The sequence below is a fragment of the 'Nostoc azollae' 0708 genome (genome assembly GCF_000196515.1).
Lineage (GTDB): Bacteria > Cyanobacteriota > Cyanobacteriia > Cyanobacteriales > Nostocaceae > Trichormus_B > Trichormus_B azollae.
This window is the reverse complement of the sequence record NC_014248.1, coordinates 400,868-418,935: the sequence shown is the minus strand read 5'-3', so window position 1 is coordinate 418,935 and position 18,068 is coordinate 400,868. Positions and strand designations below refer to the sequence as shown.

At 39.4% G+C, this 18,068-nt stretch carries 14 protein-coding genes, 1 tRNA gene and 4 pseudogenes; 14 read left to right on the top strand and 5 right to left on the bottom strand.

Annotated features, from left to right (window positions below):
* Positions 1-6: 6 nt before the first annotated feature.
* The 3 genes from AAZO_RS01955 to alr all read right to left on the bottom strand — a co-directional run bounded on the left by AAZO_RS01955 (position 7) and on the right by alr (position 3,784).
* A complete protein-coding gene (locus AAZO_RS01955; protein WP_041639247.1) occupies positions 7-1,053 on the bottom strand; it encodes a response regulator in 1,047 nt (348 codons plus the stop codon).
* Between the two features lie 1,320 nt (positions 1,054-2,373).
* Positions 2,374-2,455: transfer RNA gene (locus AAZO_RS01950), tRNA-Leu, on the bottom strand.
* Positions 2,456-2,596: 141 nt separating this feature from the next.
* Positions 2,597-3,784: an alanine racemase gene (gene alr, locus AAZO_RS01945; RefSeq protein WP_013189985.1), complete on the bottom strand. Its 1,188-nt coding sequence runs from the start codon at positions 3,782-3,784 to the stop codon at positions 2,597-2,599.
* 316 nt (positions 3,785-4,100) lie between these two features.
* Here alr and AAZO_RS01940 point away from each other — a divergent pair, with 316 nt between their 5' ends.
* From AAZO_RS01940 to AAZO_RS43195, 5 genes are all read left to right on the top strand, one after another.
* Positions 4,101-4,598, top strand: a complete 498-nt coding sequence (locus AAZO_RS01940) for an HNH endonuclease (protein WP_013189984.1) — start codon at positions 4,101-4,103, stop codon at positions 4,596-4,598.
* Between the two features lie 513 nt (positions 4,599-5,111).
* Complete coding sequence (locus AAZO_RS01935; protein WP_013189983.1) at positions 5,112-6,401, top strand: DHH family phosphoesterase; 1,290 nt, start codon at positions 5,112-5,114, stop codon at positions 6,399-6,401.
* A 171-nt stretch (positions 6,402-6,572) separates the two neighbouring features.
* Positions 6,573-6,755 (top strand): hypothetical protein, encoded by a 183-nt coding sequence (locus AAZO_RS43205; RefSeq protein ID WP_041639242.1) that lies wholly within the window; start codon positions 6,573-6,575, stop codon positions 6,753-6,755.
* A gap of 12 nt (positions 6,756-6,767) precedes the next feature.
* The gene (locus AAZO_RS43200) at positions 6,768-6,917 is read left to right on the top strand and encodes a hypothetical protein (RefSeq protein ID WP_187289579.1); all 150 of its coding nucleotides are present in this window, start codon (positions 6,768-6,770) and stop codon (positions 6,915-6,917) included.
* Positions 6,918-7,186: 269 nt separating this feature from the next.
* Positions 7,187-7,573, top strand: a complete 387-nt coding sequence (locus tag AAZO_RS43195; RefSeq protein ID WP_049790510.1) for an IS66 family transposase — start codon at positions 7,187-7,189, stop codon at positions 7,571-7,573.
* 362 nt (positions 7,574-7,935) lie between these two features.
* On the opposite strand, the pseudogene AAZO_RS36360 reads toward AAZO_RS43195, so the two are convergent.
* Positions 7,936-8,181, bottom strand: a pseudogene (locus AAZO_RS36360) (C4-dicarboxylate ABC transporter).
* 139 nt (positions 8,182-8,320) lie between these two features.
* Positions 8,321-9,958: pseudogene (locus AAZO_RS43190) on the bottom strand (IS1634 family transposase).
* A 192-nt stretch (positions 9,959-10,150) separates the two neighbouring features.
* Here AAZO_RS43190 and AAZO_RS01915 point away from each other — a divergent pair.
* The 9 genes and pseudogenes from AAZO_RS01915 to AAZO_RS01875 form a co-directional block, all read left to right on the top strand.
* Positions 10,151-10,912: pseudogene (locus AAZO_RS01915) on the top strand (IS701 family transposase); the annotation flags it as partial.
* A gap of 294 nt (positions 10,913-11,206) precedes the next feature.
* Positions 11,207-11,377: a hypothetical protein gene (locus AAZO_RS01910; RefSeq protein WP_013189981.1), complete on the top strand. Its 171-nt coding sequence runs from the start codon at positions 11,207-11,209 to the stop codon at positions 11,375-11,377.
* Positions 11,378-11,525: 148 nt separating this feature from the next.
* Positions 11,526-12,020, top strand: a pseudogene (sixA, locus tag AAZO_RS01905) (phosphohistidine phosphatase SixA).
* A 112-nt stretch (positions 12,021-12,132) separates the two neighbouring features.
* Positions 12,133-13,269: a citrate synthase gene (locus AAZO_RS01900; protein WP_013189980.1), complete on the top strand. Its 1,137-nt coding sequence runs from the start codon at positions 12,133-12,135 to the stop codon at positions 13,267-13,269.
* A gap of 533 nt (positions 13,270-13,802) precedes the next feature.
* Positions 13,803-14,921 (top strand): NADH-quinone oxidoreductase subunit NuoH, encoded by a 1,119-nt coding sequence (gene nuoH / locus AAZO_RS01895; RefSeq protein WP_013189978.1) that lies wholly within the window; start codon positions 13,803-13,805, stop codon positions 14,919-14,921.
* A 138-nt stretch (positions 14,922-15,059) separates the two neighbouring features.
* Complete coding sequence (gene ndhI, locus AAZO_RS01890) at positions 15,060-15,644, top strand: NAD(P)H-quinone oxidoreductase subunit I (protein ID WP_013189977.1); 585 nt, start codon at positions 15,060-15,062, stop codon at positions 15,642-15,644.
* A gap of 175 nt (positions 15,645-15,819) precedes the next feature.
* Positions 15,820-16,437, top strand: coding sequence for an NADH-quinone oxidoreductase subunit J (locus AAZO_RS01885; RefSeq protein ID WP_013189976.1), 618 nt, complete (start codon positions 15,820-15,822; stop codon positions 16,435-16,437).
* Positions 16,438-16,547: 110 nt separating this feature from the next.
* The gene (gene nuoK, locus AAZO_RS01880) at positions 16,548-16,853 is read left to right on the top strand and encodes an NADH-quinone oxidoreductase subunit NuoK (RefSeq protein ID WP_006199065.1); all 306 of its coding nucleotides are present in this window, start codon (positions 16,548-16,550) and stop codon (positions 16,851-16,853) included.
* 6 nt (positions 16,854-16,859) lie between these two features.
* On the top strand, positions 16,860-17,780 hold the full coding sequence (locus AAZO_RS01875; RefSeq protein WP_013189975.1) for an NAD(+) kinase: 921 nt from the start codon (positions 16,860-16,862) through the stop codon (positions 17,778-17,780).
* Positions 17,781-18,068 lie beyond the last annotated feature (288 nt).

The window sequence follows — 18,068 nt, the reverse complement described above, 5'->3', positions numbered from 1 at the left end:
ACTAAATTAACCAATGTGCTTAGCCACCACTTTTAGCAAATCTGCTCTTGTGAAAGGCTTAGTCAAATATCCTGATGACCTAACAATTTTAGCTTTGGCTTTATCAATAAACCCCGTTCTACCAGTCACCATAATAATCGGTGTATTTTTAAATAACGAATGTCTCCTTAATAATGAACATAGTTCATAACCATCTAAATTAGGCATTTCCACATCCAGCAAAATCAAATCTGGTTTGCTTCTGATAATTTGCATTAAAGCTTTCACTGGCTCATTAATCATCACCACTGAAAATGTTTCCTCATCTAAAAAATGTTGGATAGAATTCAACACTGCTTGACTATCATCAATACAGGCAATTGTATAAAACTCCTTACTCAGAGAATACTGGTTATTTTTATGATTTATCTGTTTGGCAGGTGAGATTGTTCTTGATTTCGAATATTGTTCTCCCAGTTGGTTTTCAGTTTGTGTTTGAGGTTGAGAATTATTATTAGATGCAATTCCCGGCTTACTATTTTCCCGATAGTTTAATTGTTTTTGACAATGTTCAACAATTGATTGCAAATCTAAATGACAGAACTTTGGTAGTTCATGTAAATCATGAGCAGCATTAAGTTGATAATTACCTTCTTTTAAACAAATAAATGACTCTAGCACTTCTTTTGCTAATTCTTCTATCAGCATTCCCGCTTGTGCACGAGTAATGTACTCTTGCTTTACTAGCCAGCAGATAGCATAATAATCAGCATTTGCTATCAACTGATTATTATTGTTTGCTTCTGACATCAATCCCATCTCTGCATAAGCCGCATGATTAAAAGCGGGTATTTGCTGGTTTAACCGTTGGAAGTGACTTTCAAGACGTTCAAAAACCTTATCTGAATAAGTAGCGTAAGTTAGTTTACCTTCTTCTAAATAGATTGACCAAGAAACAAGATTAGTGAATACACTTAAGTCTCCTGTAACTTTCCTAGTGCTTAATTGTGCTAGAAGAGAGAGGGGATGTAGTTTGTGAAACAACTTGTAGCTACTTAGAGGAATTGTCATCATTTTGCTTTTTCTTTAGCTAGATTCAATACTTATGATTCTAATTGGCTTATAGCAGTTCTATTTGGTTTGTAAAGGATAAGTCTATCCATCGAGGTAACAAGTAAGCTGCTAGTCCCTTCCCACTAAAAGAATAAGGTCATAGTAATAGGGTAGAGGGATAATGCTTCTGTGTAAGGTGGAATCCCACACCCCTAATTTCATACTGGGAAGGAAGTAATAGATAACAGATGTGGTAACAAAAGATTTCAATTTGCATAGCAGATGGGTAATACTTAAAATCAAGTATAAAGCCTCAAATACTTTGTACTCCTAAATACAAAGTCTGATTTTATCGCTTATAGTAAAACTTAACGATAGCAGTGTTAGTTAAAGATTACCAAATATTAGCCAATTTGTAGATTTTCAATAACTTATTACTGATATTGCGATTATCCGACATCTTTAGGAAATCACACAAAAAGTCTCAACCCCAGATAATAGAAGGCAAAACGCACAAGACAGAAGGCAAGATACAAAAGGTAATAAGCATGAAGTAATATATTACGGGAGCAAGGCGATTTTGTGAGGTGTGGCAAAAAGTAAGTGTGCGATCACTAAACCCAAAATAGGTATCGATAAAAATGATTGACCGTACAATTAAGATATTGTATATATACAAGTTGTCAATTGAAGAATGAAAGGCAACAGTAAATTTTGCTTAAAAGACAATGGGGAAATTATGTTAAATCTTTGTTGTCAATGGATAGCTGGAAGTTGGCATAATTTCTGTAATTCCATTTTTACCTCTTTTATCCATGTTCAAACTGTCTAATATTTTAGACCTATCAATACCTGCTTATTTGCCTACTGACCTAAGCAGCTTATTCCCACCAGCCAAAAATTATGGAATGCAAGTCTTCTTAGGATATTTTGAGAAGATACTTTGTCTTGGAATTTTATTTGTTTGATGTGATTTGTTTTACTTTAATTCCAGAAAAATATTTTATTTTAGCGATGTCTCTGGTTGGCGTAGCTAAAAGCACACTTTTCGCCCTACCTCAGAAAATTGCGTTGCTCCCTATATTACTCTCTCCTTTGTCCCGAAACTCAATGTTAATAAAAGTATTATCGCGTGTTGGGTTGGGATTCCTTTAAACAAAGTCAATAATATTTATGATTGATAGCAGCAAAAATTTGTATGGGAAAACCTGACTTCCTCTATTGAGCAGCGAGATAAAGAAAAAACTGATGATCCATGCTTCAGGATTTCGATCAAGGAAAAATATATTTAATATTTTAATATATTTAACTTATCAATTTTTAATATATTTAACTGATAAATGCGGATGAAAGGACTTGAACCTTCACTCCTCTCGGAACTAGAACCTAAATCTAGCGCGTCTGCCAATTCCGCCACATCCGCATCGGTATTTCATAATAGCATAACACATTATGGATGGCAAGAGGTAATACCAATTCAAAATTCAACATTACATACGCTGGTGATTGGTAGTTGGGAAAAAGACCACAGGGAAAAGTAAACCTTGATAACTGATAACTGATCCTATATCACAGCTACACGGGGTAAACGATGCTTGAAGGCACAGAGAATTTCCCAGGAAATGGTGTTTAATTGATTTGCCCAATCATCTGCGGATATTTGTTCTTGTCCCTGTTCTCCTAGTAGGGTGACTATTTCCCCTTCTTGCAAATCGGGTATAGAACTAACATCTAGCATGATTTGATCCATTGTAATGGTGCCTATTTGGTGCACACGCTGTCCACGGAGTAAAACTTGCATTTGGTTGGAAAGACTGCGGGGAACTCCATCGGCATAACCAATCCCGACAACAGCAATACGCATTTCTCTGGGTGCGATAAACTGATGACCATAGCTGACACCGGTTCCTGCGGCAATAGTTTTAACGTGGGTAACTCGTGCTTTGAGTTGTAAAACGGGTTGCAGTTTGATTTTATTTTCTAGGTGGGTAGCAGGATAAAGTCCGTAAATGGCTAAACCTGCACGTACCATGTCATAGTGCAGTTTTGGATCTGCTAGGGTAGCGGCTGAGTTGGCTAAATGCAAGCTGGGAATTTTGATGCCTCTGGCTTTGATTTGTGCGATTGCCTGTTCAAATCTGTTATGCTGCTGCTGCATGATTGCCGGATCAGGACTATCTGCTGTAGCTAGGTGAGAATAAACACTAGCAATATCAAGATGGGGTAATCCCTGTACTAACTGGACAAAATCACCGGCTTCTTGCCAATTTGTGCCTAATCTGGACATTCCCGTATCTAATTTGATGTGTACAGGGATGGGAGAATTATAATTAATAGCTTCAAGAGTGTTAGAAACTTCTAAAGCCTGTTTCGGGCTGCATAGTGTCGGCTGAAGTTTCCACTGAGCGATGGCATGAATTTGTTCTAGTGTATGAGTTGCTCCTAAAATTAAAATTGGAGCTTTTATACCACCTTCCCGTAATTGAATCCCTTCAGGAACTGTAGCCACTCCCAAGCAACTCGCACCAGCTTCCAAAACCGTTTTAGCAACTGTTACCGACCCATGTCCATAGGCATCAGCTTTTACTACTGCCATTAACTGGGTACGTGATGATAAAAATATTACTAACTGCTTAACATTATAGGACAACGCACCCAAATCAATTTCTACCCAAGCTCGCTGCGAAAACCAAGCATAGGTATCACGTTCTTGACTATCAGCAAAACTAGGGGTTTGCTTGCTACTGAACATTTCTCTTCACTCCTATCACACCACTGCAAAGGTTCCAGACTATCTGATGATTCTGATTGCCCCGCTCAAGGCCATATCAATTTAATCAGGAAAGTTTACCGCTTATCCGGGAGTTTGTACAAGTATCAGTTATTCAGTTATCAGTTATCAGTTATCAGTTATCAGTGGCTATTCTTCTCTAATTCCCCTACACCTTACACCTTTACCGCTCTTCTTCCTGCTACCAAATTATTTAATAAGTATAAATTATTCTCATCTCCCCAGGAAGGTATATCTGTGTTAAAATATTCAAAACTAATACCTTGAGCTAATATCAATGGGGAAGGTTTTAGTCCTGAACGCCTCTTACGAACCGCTCAACATTACGAGTTGGCGACGTGCCATAGTTTTGTTGATTAAAGGCAAGGCAGAGCACGTAGAACATAACGGTAAATTTATCTACTCGGATTTTCCACTGCCAACCGTAATTCGGTTGCGCCATTACGTGCGTGTTCCCTATAAAGAAATCCCTTTGACGCGCCGGAATATATTGCATCGTGATGGACATACTTGTCAATACTGTAGTTATACAGGAGACCAGTTGACCTTAGATCATGTAATGCCGCGATCGCGCGGAGGGGGTGACACCTGGGAAAACATTGTTACTGCCTGTGTACCCTGCAACGTCAAAAAAGGCTGTCGTACACCTCAAGAAGCCCGGATGCCTTTGCGCCATCCACCTCGTCAACCTTACAGTAGCCTCTACTTTGAGGTGACTAAACATCTGAAGAGTGGACTTCACCAAGAGTGGCAAAAATATGTAATAGGACTTTGACATTATACAGAGTCAATGAGTCAAGGAGGGAGACAAGTTCTCACCTGTATATATTATTGCTCTTTGACTATTGTCAGGACACTTTACCACAAGTAGACGGCTTAGTTTGACATTCCTTGGTGTTTTTTTGCGGCTGAAGGGGCAAATTCCTAAAAGCTAGAGGAATGTTCTGCCTAAATCCAGGACAGCTAATAACACACAGAATGACTATTCTAACTCATAAAAATCAGGTATATATCGTTATACCTCTGACTTTTTAGCAGAAATAAATATTTTTGTCAAAATCAGGTTTTCACAAAAATTGCATACGTTGTTGATTCCAGAATCAATATTCAATCCAGACAGATGTAATAAGTTCTTGACCAATACTATTGACAAAAAATAGACCAAGGTATGCAGTGCAAAGATAGTTGATTTCTGTCAAGATCATAATGTGTGGCTAAACCAGTGATGCAATGATTGGAGTATCTCGGAAGGCATACACAAGCCACCGCGCTGAACACCAAATGCCCTATGTATTTGAATTCTCCTGTTACTCAATTTGAGAGTTTTTCATTGACCACAGAACCGAACCCGGAGGAAGTTGAGATAGATAAAGAATCTTCTTATGAACTTCCACCCCTTACCCGTCCTTCTTTACCACCATCGAATAATGGTGATGGAGGTATCTATTTAGCTCAACGTGGTAATTCTCTAGCACTTCAAAAATCAGATGAACTGCAGAAAACCCTGCTTGGACACAGACATGAGCGTCATTTAGTGATTTTGCAAGATTTCCCTGATCCTGATGCTCTTTCTTGTGCTTGGGCTTACCAATTAATTGCTCAACAGTATGATATCAAATGTGAAATCATTTATGCTGGGACATTAAGCCACCAAGAGAATATTGCCTTGGTTAAGTTGACTACTTTACCTGCTCAACGGTGGACAATGCAAACCCTGAAAAATAAAGATTTATCATCTTATCAAGGGTTCGTACTAATTGATAACCAGGGAACCACATCTCAGCTGTTATCAGCAGTACAACAGGCAGGACTTCCCCTGGTGGTGCTGGTCGATCATCATAGCTTGCAGGGAGAACTGAAGGCCGAGTTTGTCGATGTTCGTCCTTATGTGCGTGCAACTGCAACTATCTTCACTCAGTATTTACAAGCGGGTTTGCTGGGATTAGATAGTAGTATTAGCCAGCACGTTAAATGTGCAACTGCTTTGATGCATGGTTTACGCTCAGATACCAATAGGTTGATGCAAGCGCAGGAAGAAGATTTTATGGCTGCTGCCTATCTGAGCAGATTTTATGATGCTCAGTTACTGAATGCCATTTTACAGGCAAATCGTTCCAAGCGGGTCATGGATGTGATCGAGCGATCGCTCAAAAATCGCATTGTCCAAAATAACTTTTCCATAGCTGGGGTTGGTTATTTACGCTACGACGACCGGGATGCTATTCCTCAAGCGGCTGATTTTCTAGTGACAGAAGAAAACGTTCATACCGCAGTAGTTTATGGAATTGTTCATGATGAAGATGATGAATTAGAAGTAGTCATAGGTTCCCTAAGAACCACAAAACTTACTTTAGACCCCGATGAATTTATTAAAGAAGCTTTTGGACAAGATAGCACTGGGCGTTTCTTTGGTGGTGGACGTACAGGTGCAGGTGGCTTTGAAATTCCAATGGGTTTTTTATCTGGGGGCAATGAAAATTCTGCTTATGCCAAAATGAAATGGGAAGTTTACGACGCACAAATTAAACAGAAATTATTGAAATTGGTGAATCCTAGAGATAACCCAATTCAGTCGTAGAGAATGGATTGTTTTCAAGTACCAAGAATCAGTAACCGAATTACGTTCAAACAGACCAAAAAACGGTGTTGATTCAGTGGGGGTAAAGCGCATTGCTAAACCCCTACAAAACTAAGGATTGAGGTGGTGGGGTATTGACAAGTGTGATAGGTGAGGCAGAATATAGCACTTATGGAAAAGAACCTGGGACCAAAACTAAACAGAGAGATATTGAAGCAGTTGGGAACACAGCAACTGGTAGAAATCATTATTGACCAGGGGAAAAGTATAGAGAACCTAACAAATAGGGTAGTAGAACTGGAAAAAGAAATAGAGAAGCTCAAAGTCAGTAGAGATTTAGAGACCATAACATGATCCAAACCACCCTTGGGAGACATCCTCAAAGAAACCGAGAACAAACAACAAGAGAAACGAGAAGAAAACCAGACACGAAAACGGAAACCAGGAGGACAACCAGGGCATAGGGGAAAAAGGAGAAAGGTGTTTGGTGGAGTAGATAGAATAGATTTGAGATAGTGGCACGGCAAGTCTGTGGATGGTGAGGTCAGGGGGAATTATTTGGCGAACCAATAAAAATCCAAACACAACAACTAGGGGAGTTGGTGGACAGGCCAATCCAAATAGTAGAATATGAAAGATATACGTAGACTTGCAGTGTGTGTGGGGAAACATAAAGGGCACACTGGTCACCAGAGATAGTACCGGGACAAGATATAGGAATCACAGGACAAGCTTTTTTGGGATGGAGCAATAACTAGGGCCATTGAGCCTATAAAAAACAACACTTGTTGTTGTGGGAACTGGGTCAAATAGAAATTGGAGTGGGAACATTAGTAGGTACCAATGAAGGAATAGACAGTACAGTGGCTCAAAGTATTCATAGCCTCAAACAGTGGATAAAACAAACCCAGCCTTATATCCTTAGGGATGAAACACCCTGGGTAGTCAAAGGGCTGAAACAATGGTTATGGATTTTTGCCAATAGTGATAGTGACTTCGCTTTATTTCATGGGCCTGATACTCCTTGTCCTACCGAATTAGAATCCATTGTGGGTTCAAGTTATTCTGGTGTACTCAGTTCTGATGACTTTACTGCCTATAACGGTTATCCGGTCACAGCTCAACAGAAATGTCAGGCACATCTACCCTACCCCGTCACTTCAAGACACTAATCAAGATTCCTGGCTTCAATCACCAAGAAATTGGCACAAAATTCATGGACCTCATAGATGAAGGTTTTAAAAACTACCCTTTATTCCAACAAACCCAAAACCTTCATGAATTCTTGACTTACCCATCCTAGGTTCAACCAAAAGTTGAATCTTCCATTCATTCATTGATCAAGCCCTAGGGTAACCTGGTAAACTTTTACCTTCCTTAGGCAATAGACCTTGATCATAATTTAGCTGAACCAAGGTTAGGTTTAGCACTGAAACAACGAAAAGTCTGTGGTGGTTCTCTTTCTCTGGAGCTATTCCAACATCCTGCCAATTTATTGACGGTTATACAAACTTGTCGTCGTCAAGCACTTTCTCTAGTTGAGTTTTTTGACCAACCTATGAAAGCCATGGTTCACTCTGCTTTCCATACACCTTCTTTCATCATTCCGCACCCTAAACTGCCACAGAGAGAAATTACGGAGGGGAAAAATCATAGTTAGTATTAAAAAGTATAAGTATTTAAAAAGGCATTAGAGAAACAGTAAAGCACCAAAAATACCATCAAAAGCTATTCTCAATAAGGAGCAATAAGAAAGAACACCGCCCAGAGCAGTCAACAGCTAAATGAAGATATTCAAGAGATAAATCATAACTTAGACTAATAGATTGAAGTAAAAAAAGAAATTCTAGTAAAATAGAGTTATAAATCAAGGATATTAGGTTATTTTCTGATATTAATTAAATTAATAGAGAGAAAAATTAGGTAAGTAATTGATAGTAGGGAAAACAATGCTCTGGTAAAAGATTCACAATGAAATCTCTCTCTTGAGTCCAGTAACACATGTGTTTTTCTTGGTTAAGTGTAACTAAATGAATAGACTGAAGGCATGGAAAAATCCAGCGTAAAGTGGGGCGGTCAGTTGGTTTCCCCAATTGATTTTTTACTGTTGATTTAGACTCTCTCAAAGGGGTTCTAATTTGTCGTTGCCCTAAAGTATAAACCAGCAGACATAAACCCATAATCATTCCCAGGGACTCTATTCTCTCTGGAATTTTTAGGAAAATACTGTCTGCAAAAAATAATGGGTCTTTGAGAAAAGCAAACCCTCTCTGGCAAGACTGTTGAGCTTTATATTCACTCAAGATGGAGTCATGGGTAAGTTTATTTGAATCCAAAAGGTCTGTAGTAATAATAAAAGGCCCTGCCCTCAGAAATTCTGTATTAATTTTACTTTCATTCTGGGAGAATGTAGCTGATATTTCATAGGATATCTCTCCTGAAATATCCTTTTTCTTAGATTTGATTTGAGTAACTTTACTCTGGTTAATTTGGTGATATTTGAATTGTTTGAATACTTTAGATAACCCCTTGATAGCATCAGCTTCACAAGCAAATTTTTCTGGTGATAACTTTTTCAAATCTTGCACAGCTTTTGATTGTGCCTTGGTAATTTTTTGTGAGAGTTTACCCAGGTCTGATTCTCTTTTTTCTTGACTTTGTACTACTAACCATATTTGTTCTTTTCCTGCATAATTTACTGTTTTTGAAGCTAGTTTATATCCGGGGAAGTTACTATCAACAAATTCTGGTTCTGGTAGTGTTGATATTAATGATTGTGCTGATTTTACGCTTAATGGCACTGGACATAACCAGCTTAAATCTGACATCATTTTCAGATTTGATTCTGTATATAAGGCCCAGTCTGCTACTATGAGACTGTTAACTTTTAGTTAAATTTTAATTGTTTTTGGTACTCTACTGCTATTTTACCAAAGCATGATGAATCTGCTTGATTTCCCGATGCTAGTTTTAAAAATATATATTGGTATGTCTCCATCTCCTGAACATATCATTTCTATGATGGACTGTTTTAACTCCGGTCTATGGTCACCAGAATAACCGTAGGTGATGGTTATTTCTTTTGGTGATTTTACTGGTAATTCTTCTATTTCTTGATTATTTCCTACTTTTTGATTCTCAAATATTACTTCTGGTAAGCTGGTATTATATTGCCCATATATGTGCATTTATGATGAGTCTAGATGCCCTGCTCATAGGGATACTCCAAATTTTTGGGCTGCTTTTAAGGCGACAATAAAAAATATCCTATCCAATCCTTTTATAAATAGTTTATCCATGACTCTCCCCAGTTTATCGTCCTTGAGATATTCTGGTGTTACTCCTGATCCTATTAGATGGTCACAGGGGGTTGTTTCAAAATCTTGGGTAAACATATATAAGGGTTTTTATACAAATCATAACCCGTTGATTATCATGGCTTTTACTACATGAACCGGACTTACTTTCTCACCAATTTCAAGGATTATTTCTACTACTCCTATGGCGTCTATTATTCCTGCTACTATGCCTAAATGGTCTAGGTTTTGAATTTCCATTTTTTGAAGCTTTGATTTCACAAAAGAATTATCCACAACTCCTGTTGTGATTAAATCATTTCTTCTGCTGTTCTAATTTAATTTTTAAATCATTAAATTTTCTTTTCTTTTACCTTCTTCACAAAACTTTATTCTCTCACTCTATTGCCATTTTCATGATACTGTTCTTATTAAGCCTTTTCTTCCTCGAAGAGGAGACAATATAGTGGTAATGAACATGGCATACTCCAAGGAATTGGTGTAGTCAGTTGTGTATATGTGAATCCTAAATTTCAAAGATTTGGGGTAATAGATTACCGCATTTTTAATGCTGATGTGGATGGTAAAACCAAGATAGACCATGTGAAAGATATGCTGCAAAACCTGGTGTATCATCAGCTTTTCCCATTTGGTAGGGTTTTGATGGACACATGGTATGCAGTAAACAGTTTCATGCTTTATATTGATAGCTTAGACAGAATTTATTATTGCCCCTTAAAAAAGAATCGGTTAGTTGATGATACATTTGCCAAAGGAAAAGATAAACCTATTGAATTATTAGAATGGAGTACTGAAGAGTTAGAATATGGTAAAATTATAAAAATTAAAGGGTTTCCCGCTCAGAAAAAAGTGAAACTATTCCGGGTTGCTATTTCTACCAACAGAACGGATTATGTCGCTACTAACGATTTATCTCAAAGTTCTACGAATTTTGTACAAGAGGTGTGTAAAATTCGTTGGAGAACCGAGGATTTTCACCGAGAGATTAAACAAATAACTGGTATTGAATCTTGTCAATGTCGTAAAGCTAGGTTTCAAAGAAATCATATTGCTTGTGAAATGTTGGTTTGGATTAGATTAAAGAATTTAGCCTATCAAACTGGTCAAACTGTTTATCAAAACAAGCATAGATTCCTTTCTAATTATTTAATTCAGCAACTAAAACGCCCAAGTCTTCCTATGTGCTTGGTTTGAGTTCAATTGTTCCGTGCCAGGGCTACATCCTACCCGCTATTTGTACCAGTTGCGTAAGTCCTGATACATAATTTATGATCTTATCTGCGTAACAGCTTATCTACGAGATGTTACGCCAATAAGAGCGCGGCTCAACTAACAAATGAACGAAATCTGTAGCTTGATTTAGCATTAGCCTAACCCAACATTAACTTATATTGGTTTAAACCTAGACTAACTAACAAAGATCTCTAAAATGACACAACAAGAATTATTAAATGAATTTTCATCCCTTCCCTTGAAGCACAGCGTCAAGTGTTCGAATTTATTGCTTTTTTACTACAAAGATATCATCTAGTTGAACCTGCTACTCAGTCACTAGATATTGACTTAATAAATGATGGATTTATTGGGATGTGGAGCGAACGTCAAGATTTAACAGAGAGCAACGCTTGGGTGCGTAGTGTTATAAAAAACGAGTGGTAAGACTCCCATAACTAACTCGACTATTGTTGATACTGATATCATCATTGATGTTGGTCGCGGTGTGATCCAAGCAGTAAGTTTAAACCTATTACCATATCCATAAATTTGATAAGCCCTAACTGATAGTTGAATACTCAACAATAAAAATATGGAACTATATTTAATTAGTCATGGCATCGCCGAAGAACATCAACCATCGCTAAAAGATGAATAACGTAAGCTAACCAAAGAAGGAAGAGAAAAAACCGAAAAAGTAGCCTAAAAATTATTAAAACTGGATCTAAATTTTGATTTAATTCTCACCAGTCCCCTAGTCCGAGCACACGAAACAGCAGAAATACTCATAGCCGTGGGACTCTCTTCTCAATTAGAAATATCTCACCATCTCACCTTTGAAGGAAATATCAAAAATCAGCTCACAAACTGCTTAGAACCAAGAAATTATACTCAACAAACTACCATAGCATTAGTAGGATATGAGCCGTGTTTGAGCAGTTGGGCAGAAATTCTCCTCTGTGGGGAAGCAAAAGAACGCCTCGTCCTTAAAAAAGCAGGTATGATCGGAATAAAACTACCAGATGGTGGTTCTCCTTTGGATCGTAGTCAAATGTTCTGGTTGACACCACCCAAGTATCTGCTATAACAGTTTTTGGACCTTTCGCATAGAATAGTTGTTAAATCGGCAACTGTTATGGTGAAAATAATCTCTGGTGAGTTAGCGTGTTCAGATATTTCACAAAGCAAATGGTGTAGCCATGACGGTGTGCGAATACAAGCCTGGTTTAGAAGGCATTCCCGCAGCCCAATCGAGTATTAGTTATGTAGATGGGCAAAAGGGAATACTGGAGTATCGTGGCATTCGGATTGAGGAATTAGCAGAAAGAAGTACATTCTTAGAAACTGCTTATCTCTTAATCTGGGGTGAATTGCCAAACAAGGAAGAATTGGCGGCTTTTGAAGATGAAGTTTGTACCCACAGGCGGATAAAATACCGCATTCGGGATATGATGAAATGCTTCCCCGAAAGCGGTCATCCAATGGATGCTCTACAAGCCTCTGCTGCTGCCTTGGGTTTATTTTATTCTCGTCGTGACTTACATAACCCTGTCTATATTCGGAATGCAGTAGTACGTTTAGTAGCGATAATTCCCACAATGGTAGCGGCTTTCCAGTTGATGCGGAAGGGTAATGATCCGGTAAAACCAAGGGATGATTTGGATTATGCCGCCAACTTCTTGTATATGCTCAATGAGAAAGAACCCGATCCGTTAGCAGCGCGAATTTTTGACATCTGTTTGATTCTGCACGTTGAGCATACAATGAATGCTTCTACCTTCAGTGCGAGAGTTACAGCTTCTACCTTAACTGACCCTTATGCTGTGGTTGCCAGTGCGGTAGGTACTTTAGGCGGTCCGCTGCATGGTGGTGCTAACGAAGAAGTTATTGAGATGTTGGAAGAAATTAGCTGTGTGGATAATGTCCGTTCCTACATAGAAGATCGTCTGCAAAAGAAGGCGAAAATTATGGGGTTTGGACACCGTGTATATAAGGTAAAAGATCCACGGGCAACTATCTTACAACGATTGGCAGAGCAACTGTTCGATAAGTTTGGCTACGATAAGTATTATGAAGTTGCTCAAGAAGTAGAATGGGTAATGGCCGAGAAAGTCGGCAGCAAAGGGATTTATCCTAATGTTGACTTTTACTCTGGGCTCGTGTATAGGAAAATGGGAATTCCCACGGATTTATTTACACCTGTATTTGCGATCGCTCGTGTGGCTGGTTGGTTAGCACACTGGAAAGAACAACTTGCAGAAAACCGGATTTTCCGTCCTACCCAAGTTTATAACGGTCGTCACGAAATCACTTACACTCCCATCGACAAGCGTTAACCAGCTTGAAAATAGTTGACTCTTAACAGGTGACAGGTGACAGTTCAGAGGAATTTTCCCGCAATTAGGTGACAAGAAACCAATTTTAGATTTGAGATTTGGGATTAACGCCCAACAGTGGACAGATTGATAAGTGTCATCTGTCTGATAAAGTGGGCTTGCACTTAAATATCTCAACTCGATAATCTTAAAATTGTTGCTGTACTTCAATTATCACAGCCATCAGTGCCGGAAAATAAGACAATTTAGTCGGAAGTATTAGGAGTTCAGGAGTTAAAAGCAGAAATTTCACATCTGCTCCCCCCATCTCCCTCATCCTCCCCATCCTCTTCTTTCTTAATCCCAACCATAAGCAGAAGTTGTCATCTTGGTTAATGGGGTGAAAACCATCCCAGGATATACTAAACTCATGGATTGGTAACAAATCTACAATTAGGCATCATCTCGGCAGAGATTATCAACCAGTGAATTTACAGTGATTAACTCAACTAGTTGTGATTCACCATGACTTGAAGATTTAAAGAGTAGCAAAAATGAATGCAGGAATTGACCTCCAAGGAACTTTTATTCAATCTGTCAGGGATTTAGGAATACCACCAGGGGTAGCCAAAGCGATTTGGATGCCATTACCAATGGTCCTGATGCTGATTGGTGCAACGGTGGGCGTACTGGTTGCGACCTGGCTAGAACGGAAAATTTCTGCTGCGGCACAGCAACGAATTGGCCCTGAATATCAAGGGCCTTTTGGGTTGTTAGTGCCTGTAGCAGATGGTCTGAAGCTAATCTTTAAAGAAGATATCGTCCCAGCAAAAGCAGATCGCTGGCTTTTTACTCTTGGCCCAGTAATTGTGGTAATCCCGGTATTCTTGTCGTTTCTGATTGTCCCTTTTGGGGAGAATATCGTCATTACCAATGTGGGGATGGGAGTCTTTTTATGGATTGCATTGTCTAGTATTCAGCCAATTGGCTTGTTGATGGCAGGCTACGCATCCAATAATAAATACTCTCTATTGGGTGGTTTACGGGCAGCAGCACAGTCAATTAGTTATGAAATTCCATTGGCGCTGAGTGTGTTAGCGATCGCAATGATGTCTAATAGCCTCAGCACGGTTGATATCGTCAATCAGCAATCTAATTTTGGCATTCTCGGTTGGAACATTTGGCGACAACCATTGGGTTTCATAATCTTTTGGATTGCCGCTTTAGCAGAATGCGAACGCTTACCCTTTGACTTACCCGAAGCAGAAGAAGAACTAGTAGCAGGGTATCAAACCGAATACTCAGGCATGAAATTTGGTTTATTTTACCTGGGTTCTTACATTAACCTGATCCTTTCTTCTTTGCTAGTAGCAATTTTATACTTGGGTGGTTGGCATTTTCCTGTCCCTATAGATTTACTGGGTAATGTGCTAGGAGTAAGTCCTAACAACCCTGTACTCCAAGTAGTAACAGCCGCTTTAGGCATTACCATGACCGTACTCAAAGCCTATTTTCTAGTATTTTTGGCCATCCTCATCCGTTGGACAGTACCACGGGTAAGAATTGACCAATTACTAGATTTAGGATGGAAGTTCTTGCTACCAGTTGGTTTGGTTAATCTCCTATTAACCGCAGCCCTAAAATTAGCTTTTCCCTTCGCCTTTGGTGGCTAATAGGGGACTGGGGATATTAAAGTCAAAAGTCAAAATTAGAAAAGTCATGACTAATGACTAATGACTAATGACTAATGACTAATGACTAATCACCAATCATCTATCATCTATCACCTGAAAAGAGTAGAGACACAAATAATGCTAAAGTTCCTCAAACAAGTTGGTGATTACGCCAAAGAAGCATTACAATCAGCGCGTTACATTGGGCAAGGTTTATCTGTCACCTTTGACCACATGCAGCGTCGTCCTATTACCGTACAGTATCCCTATGAAAAATTGATTCCTGGGGAACGGTTTCGGGGTAGGATTCACTATGAATTTGACAAATGCATAGCTTGTGAAGTTTGTGTGCGTGTTTGTCCCATTAACCTCCCTGTAGTTGATTGGGAAATGGACAAAGCCACCAAAAAGAAAAAACTCAAACACTACAGTATTGATTTCGGAGTTTGCATCTTCTGTGGTAACTGCGTGGAATACTGCCCCACTAACTGCCTATCCATGACAGAAGAATACGAGCTTGCTAGCTATGATCGCCATGAATTGAACTACGATAACGTAGCACTAGGACGACTGCCTTACAAGGTAACAGACGATCCAATGGTGACACCCTTGCGCGAACTGGTTTACCTACCTAAAGGCGTACTCGAACCCCATAGGGTACCCGCAGATGCTCCCCGTGCTGGTTCTCGTCCAGAAGACCTTGTAGAAATCAGTGAACAGTAAACAGTTAACAAACTGATAAGTATAAAAGTTCCATCGGAACATATCTACAACAGACGACTGACGACTGACAACTGACAACAGACAACAGACAACAGACAACAGACAACAGACAACTGACAACTGACAACTGACAACTGACAACTGACAACTGACAAAGGATAAAGGACAAAATAAAGTGAACCTAGCGGAAGGAGTACAAGTTATTTCATTTGGCATATTAGGTGTAATGATGATTGGGGCAGCATTGGGTGTAGTGCTGTTTTCTAACATCGTCTATTCAGCATTTTTGCTAGGTGGTGTATTCATCAGCATGGCTGGACTATACCTGTTGCTAAATGGTGATTTTGTCGCAGCAGCACAAATTTTGATTTATGTGGGTGCGATTAACGTGCTGATATTGTTTGCCATTATGTTGGTCAACAAGCGTCAGGATTTTTCACCTTTACCTAGTGCTGGGTTGCGAAAAATAATTACATCTCTAGTGAGTATAGGACTGTTTGGCCTTTTAAGTACGATGGTAGTGGCAACGCCTTGGGCATATTCCTCTGTGCCTGTGGCTGGTGAAAGTTCTATAGTTTTGATTGGTGAACATTTCTTCACTGACTTTTTGCTGCCCTTTGAATTGGCTTCTATTTTGTTGCTGATGGCTATGGTGGGAGCAATTATTTTGGCTCGTCGTGAGTATTTACCAGACGAAGTACCTTCTTCTGATATGCCACAAACAATCTTAACCTTGCCAGAACGCCCCAGAGAATTGGTATCAACTGGTAGCGGTGCTGGAACTGAAGAATAGGTAATGGGGACTGGTAACTGGTGACTAGGGAGATAAATTACCCAATTACCAATTACCAATTACCAATTACCAATTACCAATTACCAATTACCAATTACCAATTACCCATCATGCAACTTCAATACTTTTTATTACTAGCAGCAGCTTTGTTTTGCATTGGCATCTATGGCTTAATTACTAGCCGTAACGCTGTGCGGGTACTGATGTCAATTGAGTTGTTGCTGAATGCTGTTAATCTGAATTTAATGGCATTTTCCAACTTTCTCGATTCAACCTTAATTAAGGGTCAAGTTTTCACAGTTTTTGTGATTACTGTGGCAGCTGCTGAAGCGGCGGTTGGGTTAGCGATAGTGCTGGCCATTTATCGCAACCGTGATACCGTCGATATGGAGCAGTTTAATCTCCTGAAATGGTAACAGTGCGTGCAACTAAAGCAGGTAATAATTGCTTATAAAGCGCGAGATTCCCAGAGTAAACGCTGGGCAGAACTCTGTGCTAAACAACTAGAATACCATCAGTGCCAAGTTTTGGTGGGGCCTAGCGGACCAAAAGATAACCCCTATCCGGTGTTTTTAGCATCCTCCAGTCAACCAATTGATTTAGCTTTGGTACTTGGTGGTGATGGTACTGTTTTGACGAGTGCGAGGCATTTAGCCCCAGCTGGTATCCCCATTCTGGGAGTGAATGTGGGAGGCCATTTGGGGTTTTTAACCGAGTCAATGGATGAGTTTCAAGATACAGAACAAGTTTGGGATCGGCTGTTTGAAGATCGTTATGCTCTCCAGCGAAGGATGATGTTGCAAGCGGCTGTATATGAGGGTGATCGGACAAACCTAGAACCGGTGACTGAACAGTTCCTCGCTTTGAACGAGTTTTGTGTAAAACCAGCTTCTGCTGACCGGATGATTACCTCAATTCTGGAAATGGAAATTGATGGTGAGGTAGTTGATCAGTATGTAGGAGATGGGTTAATTGTCTCTACTCCCACTGGTTCAACTGGTTATACGGTTTCTGCCAGTGGACCAATTATGCATGATGGCATGGAGGCAATTACTATTACACCCATTTGTCCCATGAGTCTTTCTAGTCGTCCTCTGATTTTACCCCCTGGTTCGGTGGTAAGTATTTGGCCTCTGGGTGATTATGATTTAAGTACAAAATTGTGGATGGATGGGGTTTTATCTACTTCAATTTGGCCGGGACATCGTGTTGATGTGCGAATGGCTGATTGTCGGGCTAAATTTATTGTGTTGCGGGAGAATAATTCATATTATCAAACGCTGCGGGAGAAGTTACTTTGGGCTGGTACAAGGGTTCGCTACAGTAATAATCATCGCAATTAACCAGCTATTAGCGTTTGCAAATGAAAGAAAAATGATTTTAGCCCCCGGAGATATGTTCGGGGGTTTTTTGAGGGTTCATAAGCAGAAGGTAATAGATGATGATAACATAGTTTAGGGAACTTTATAACCCCTAAGATGGAAAATTAATCTTCTTTAAGTCATACTGGGGAAAAGTCACCGGAGGCTTTAGCCTCTAGATGGCTTTCATCCCCGACTGAAAATACATAACATAGAATCCTAAAAACTTTTTGGCTGTTTAGGGTTCTATATCGGGGTTTTCAGCCTATT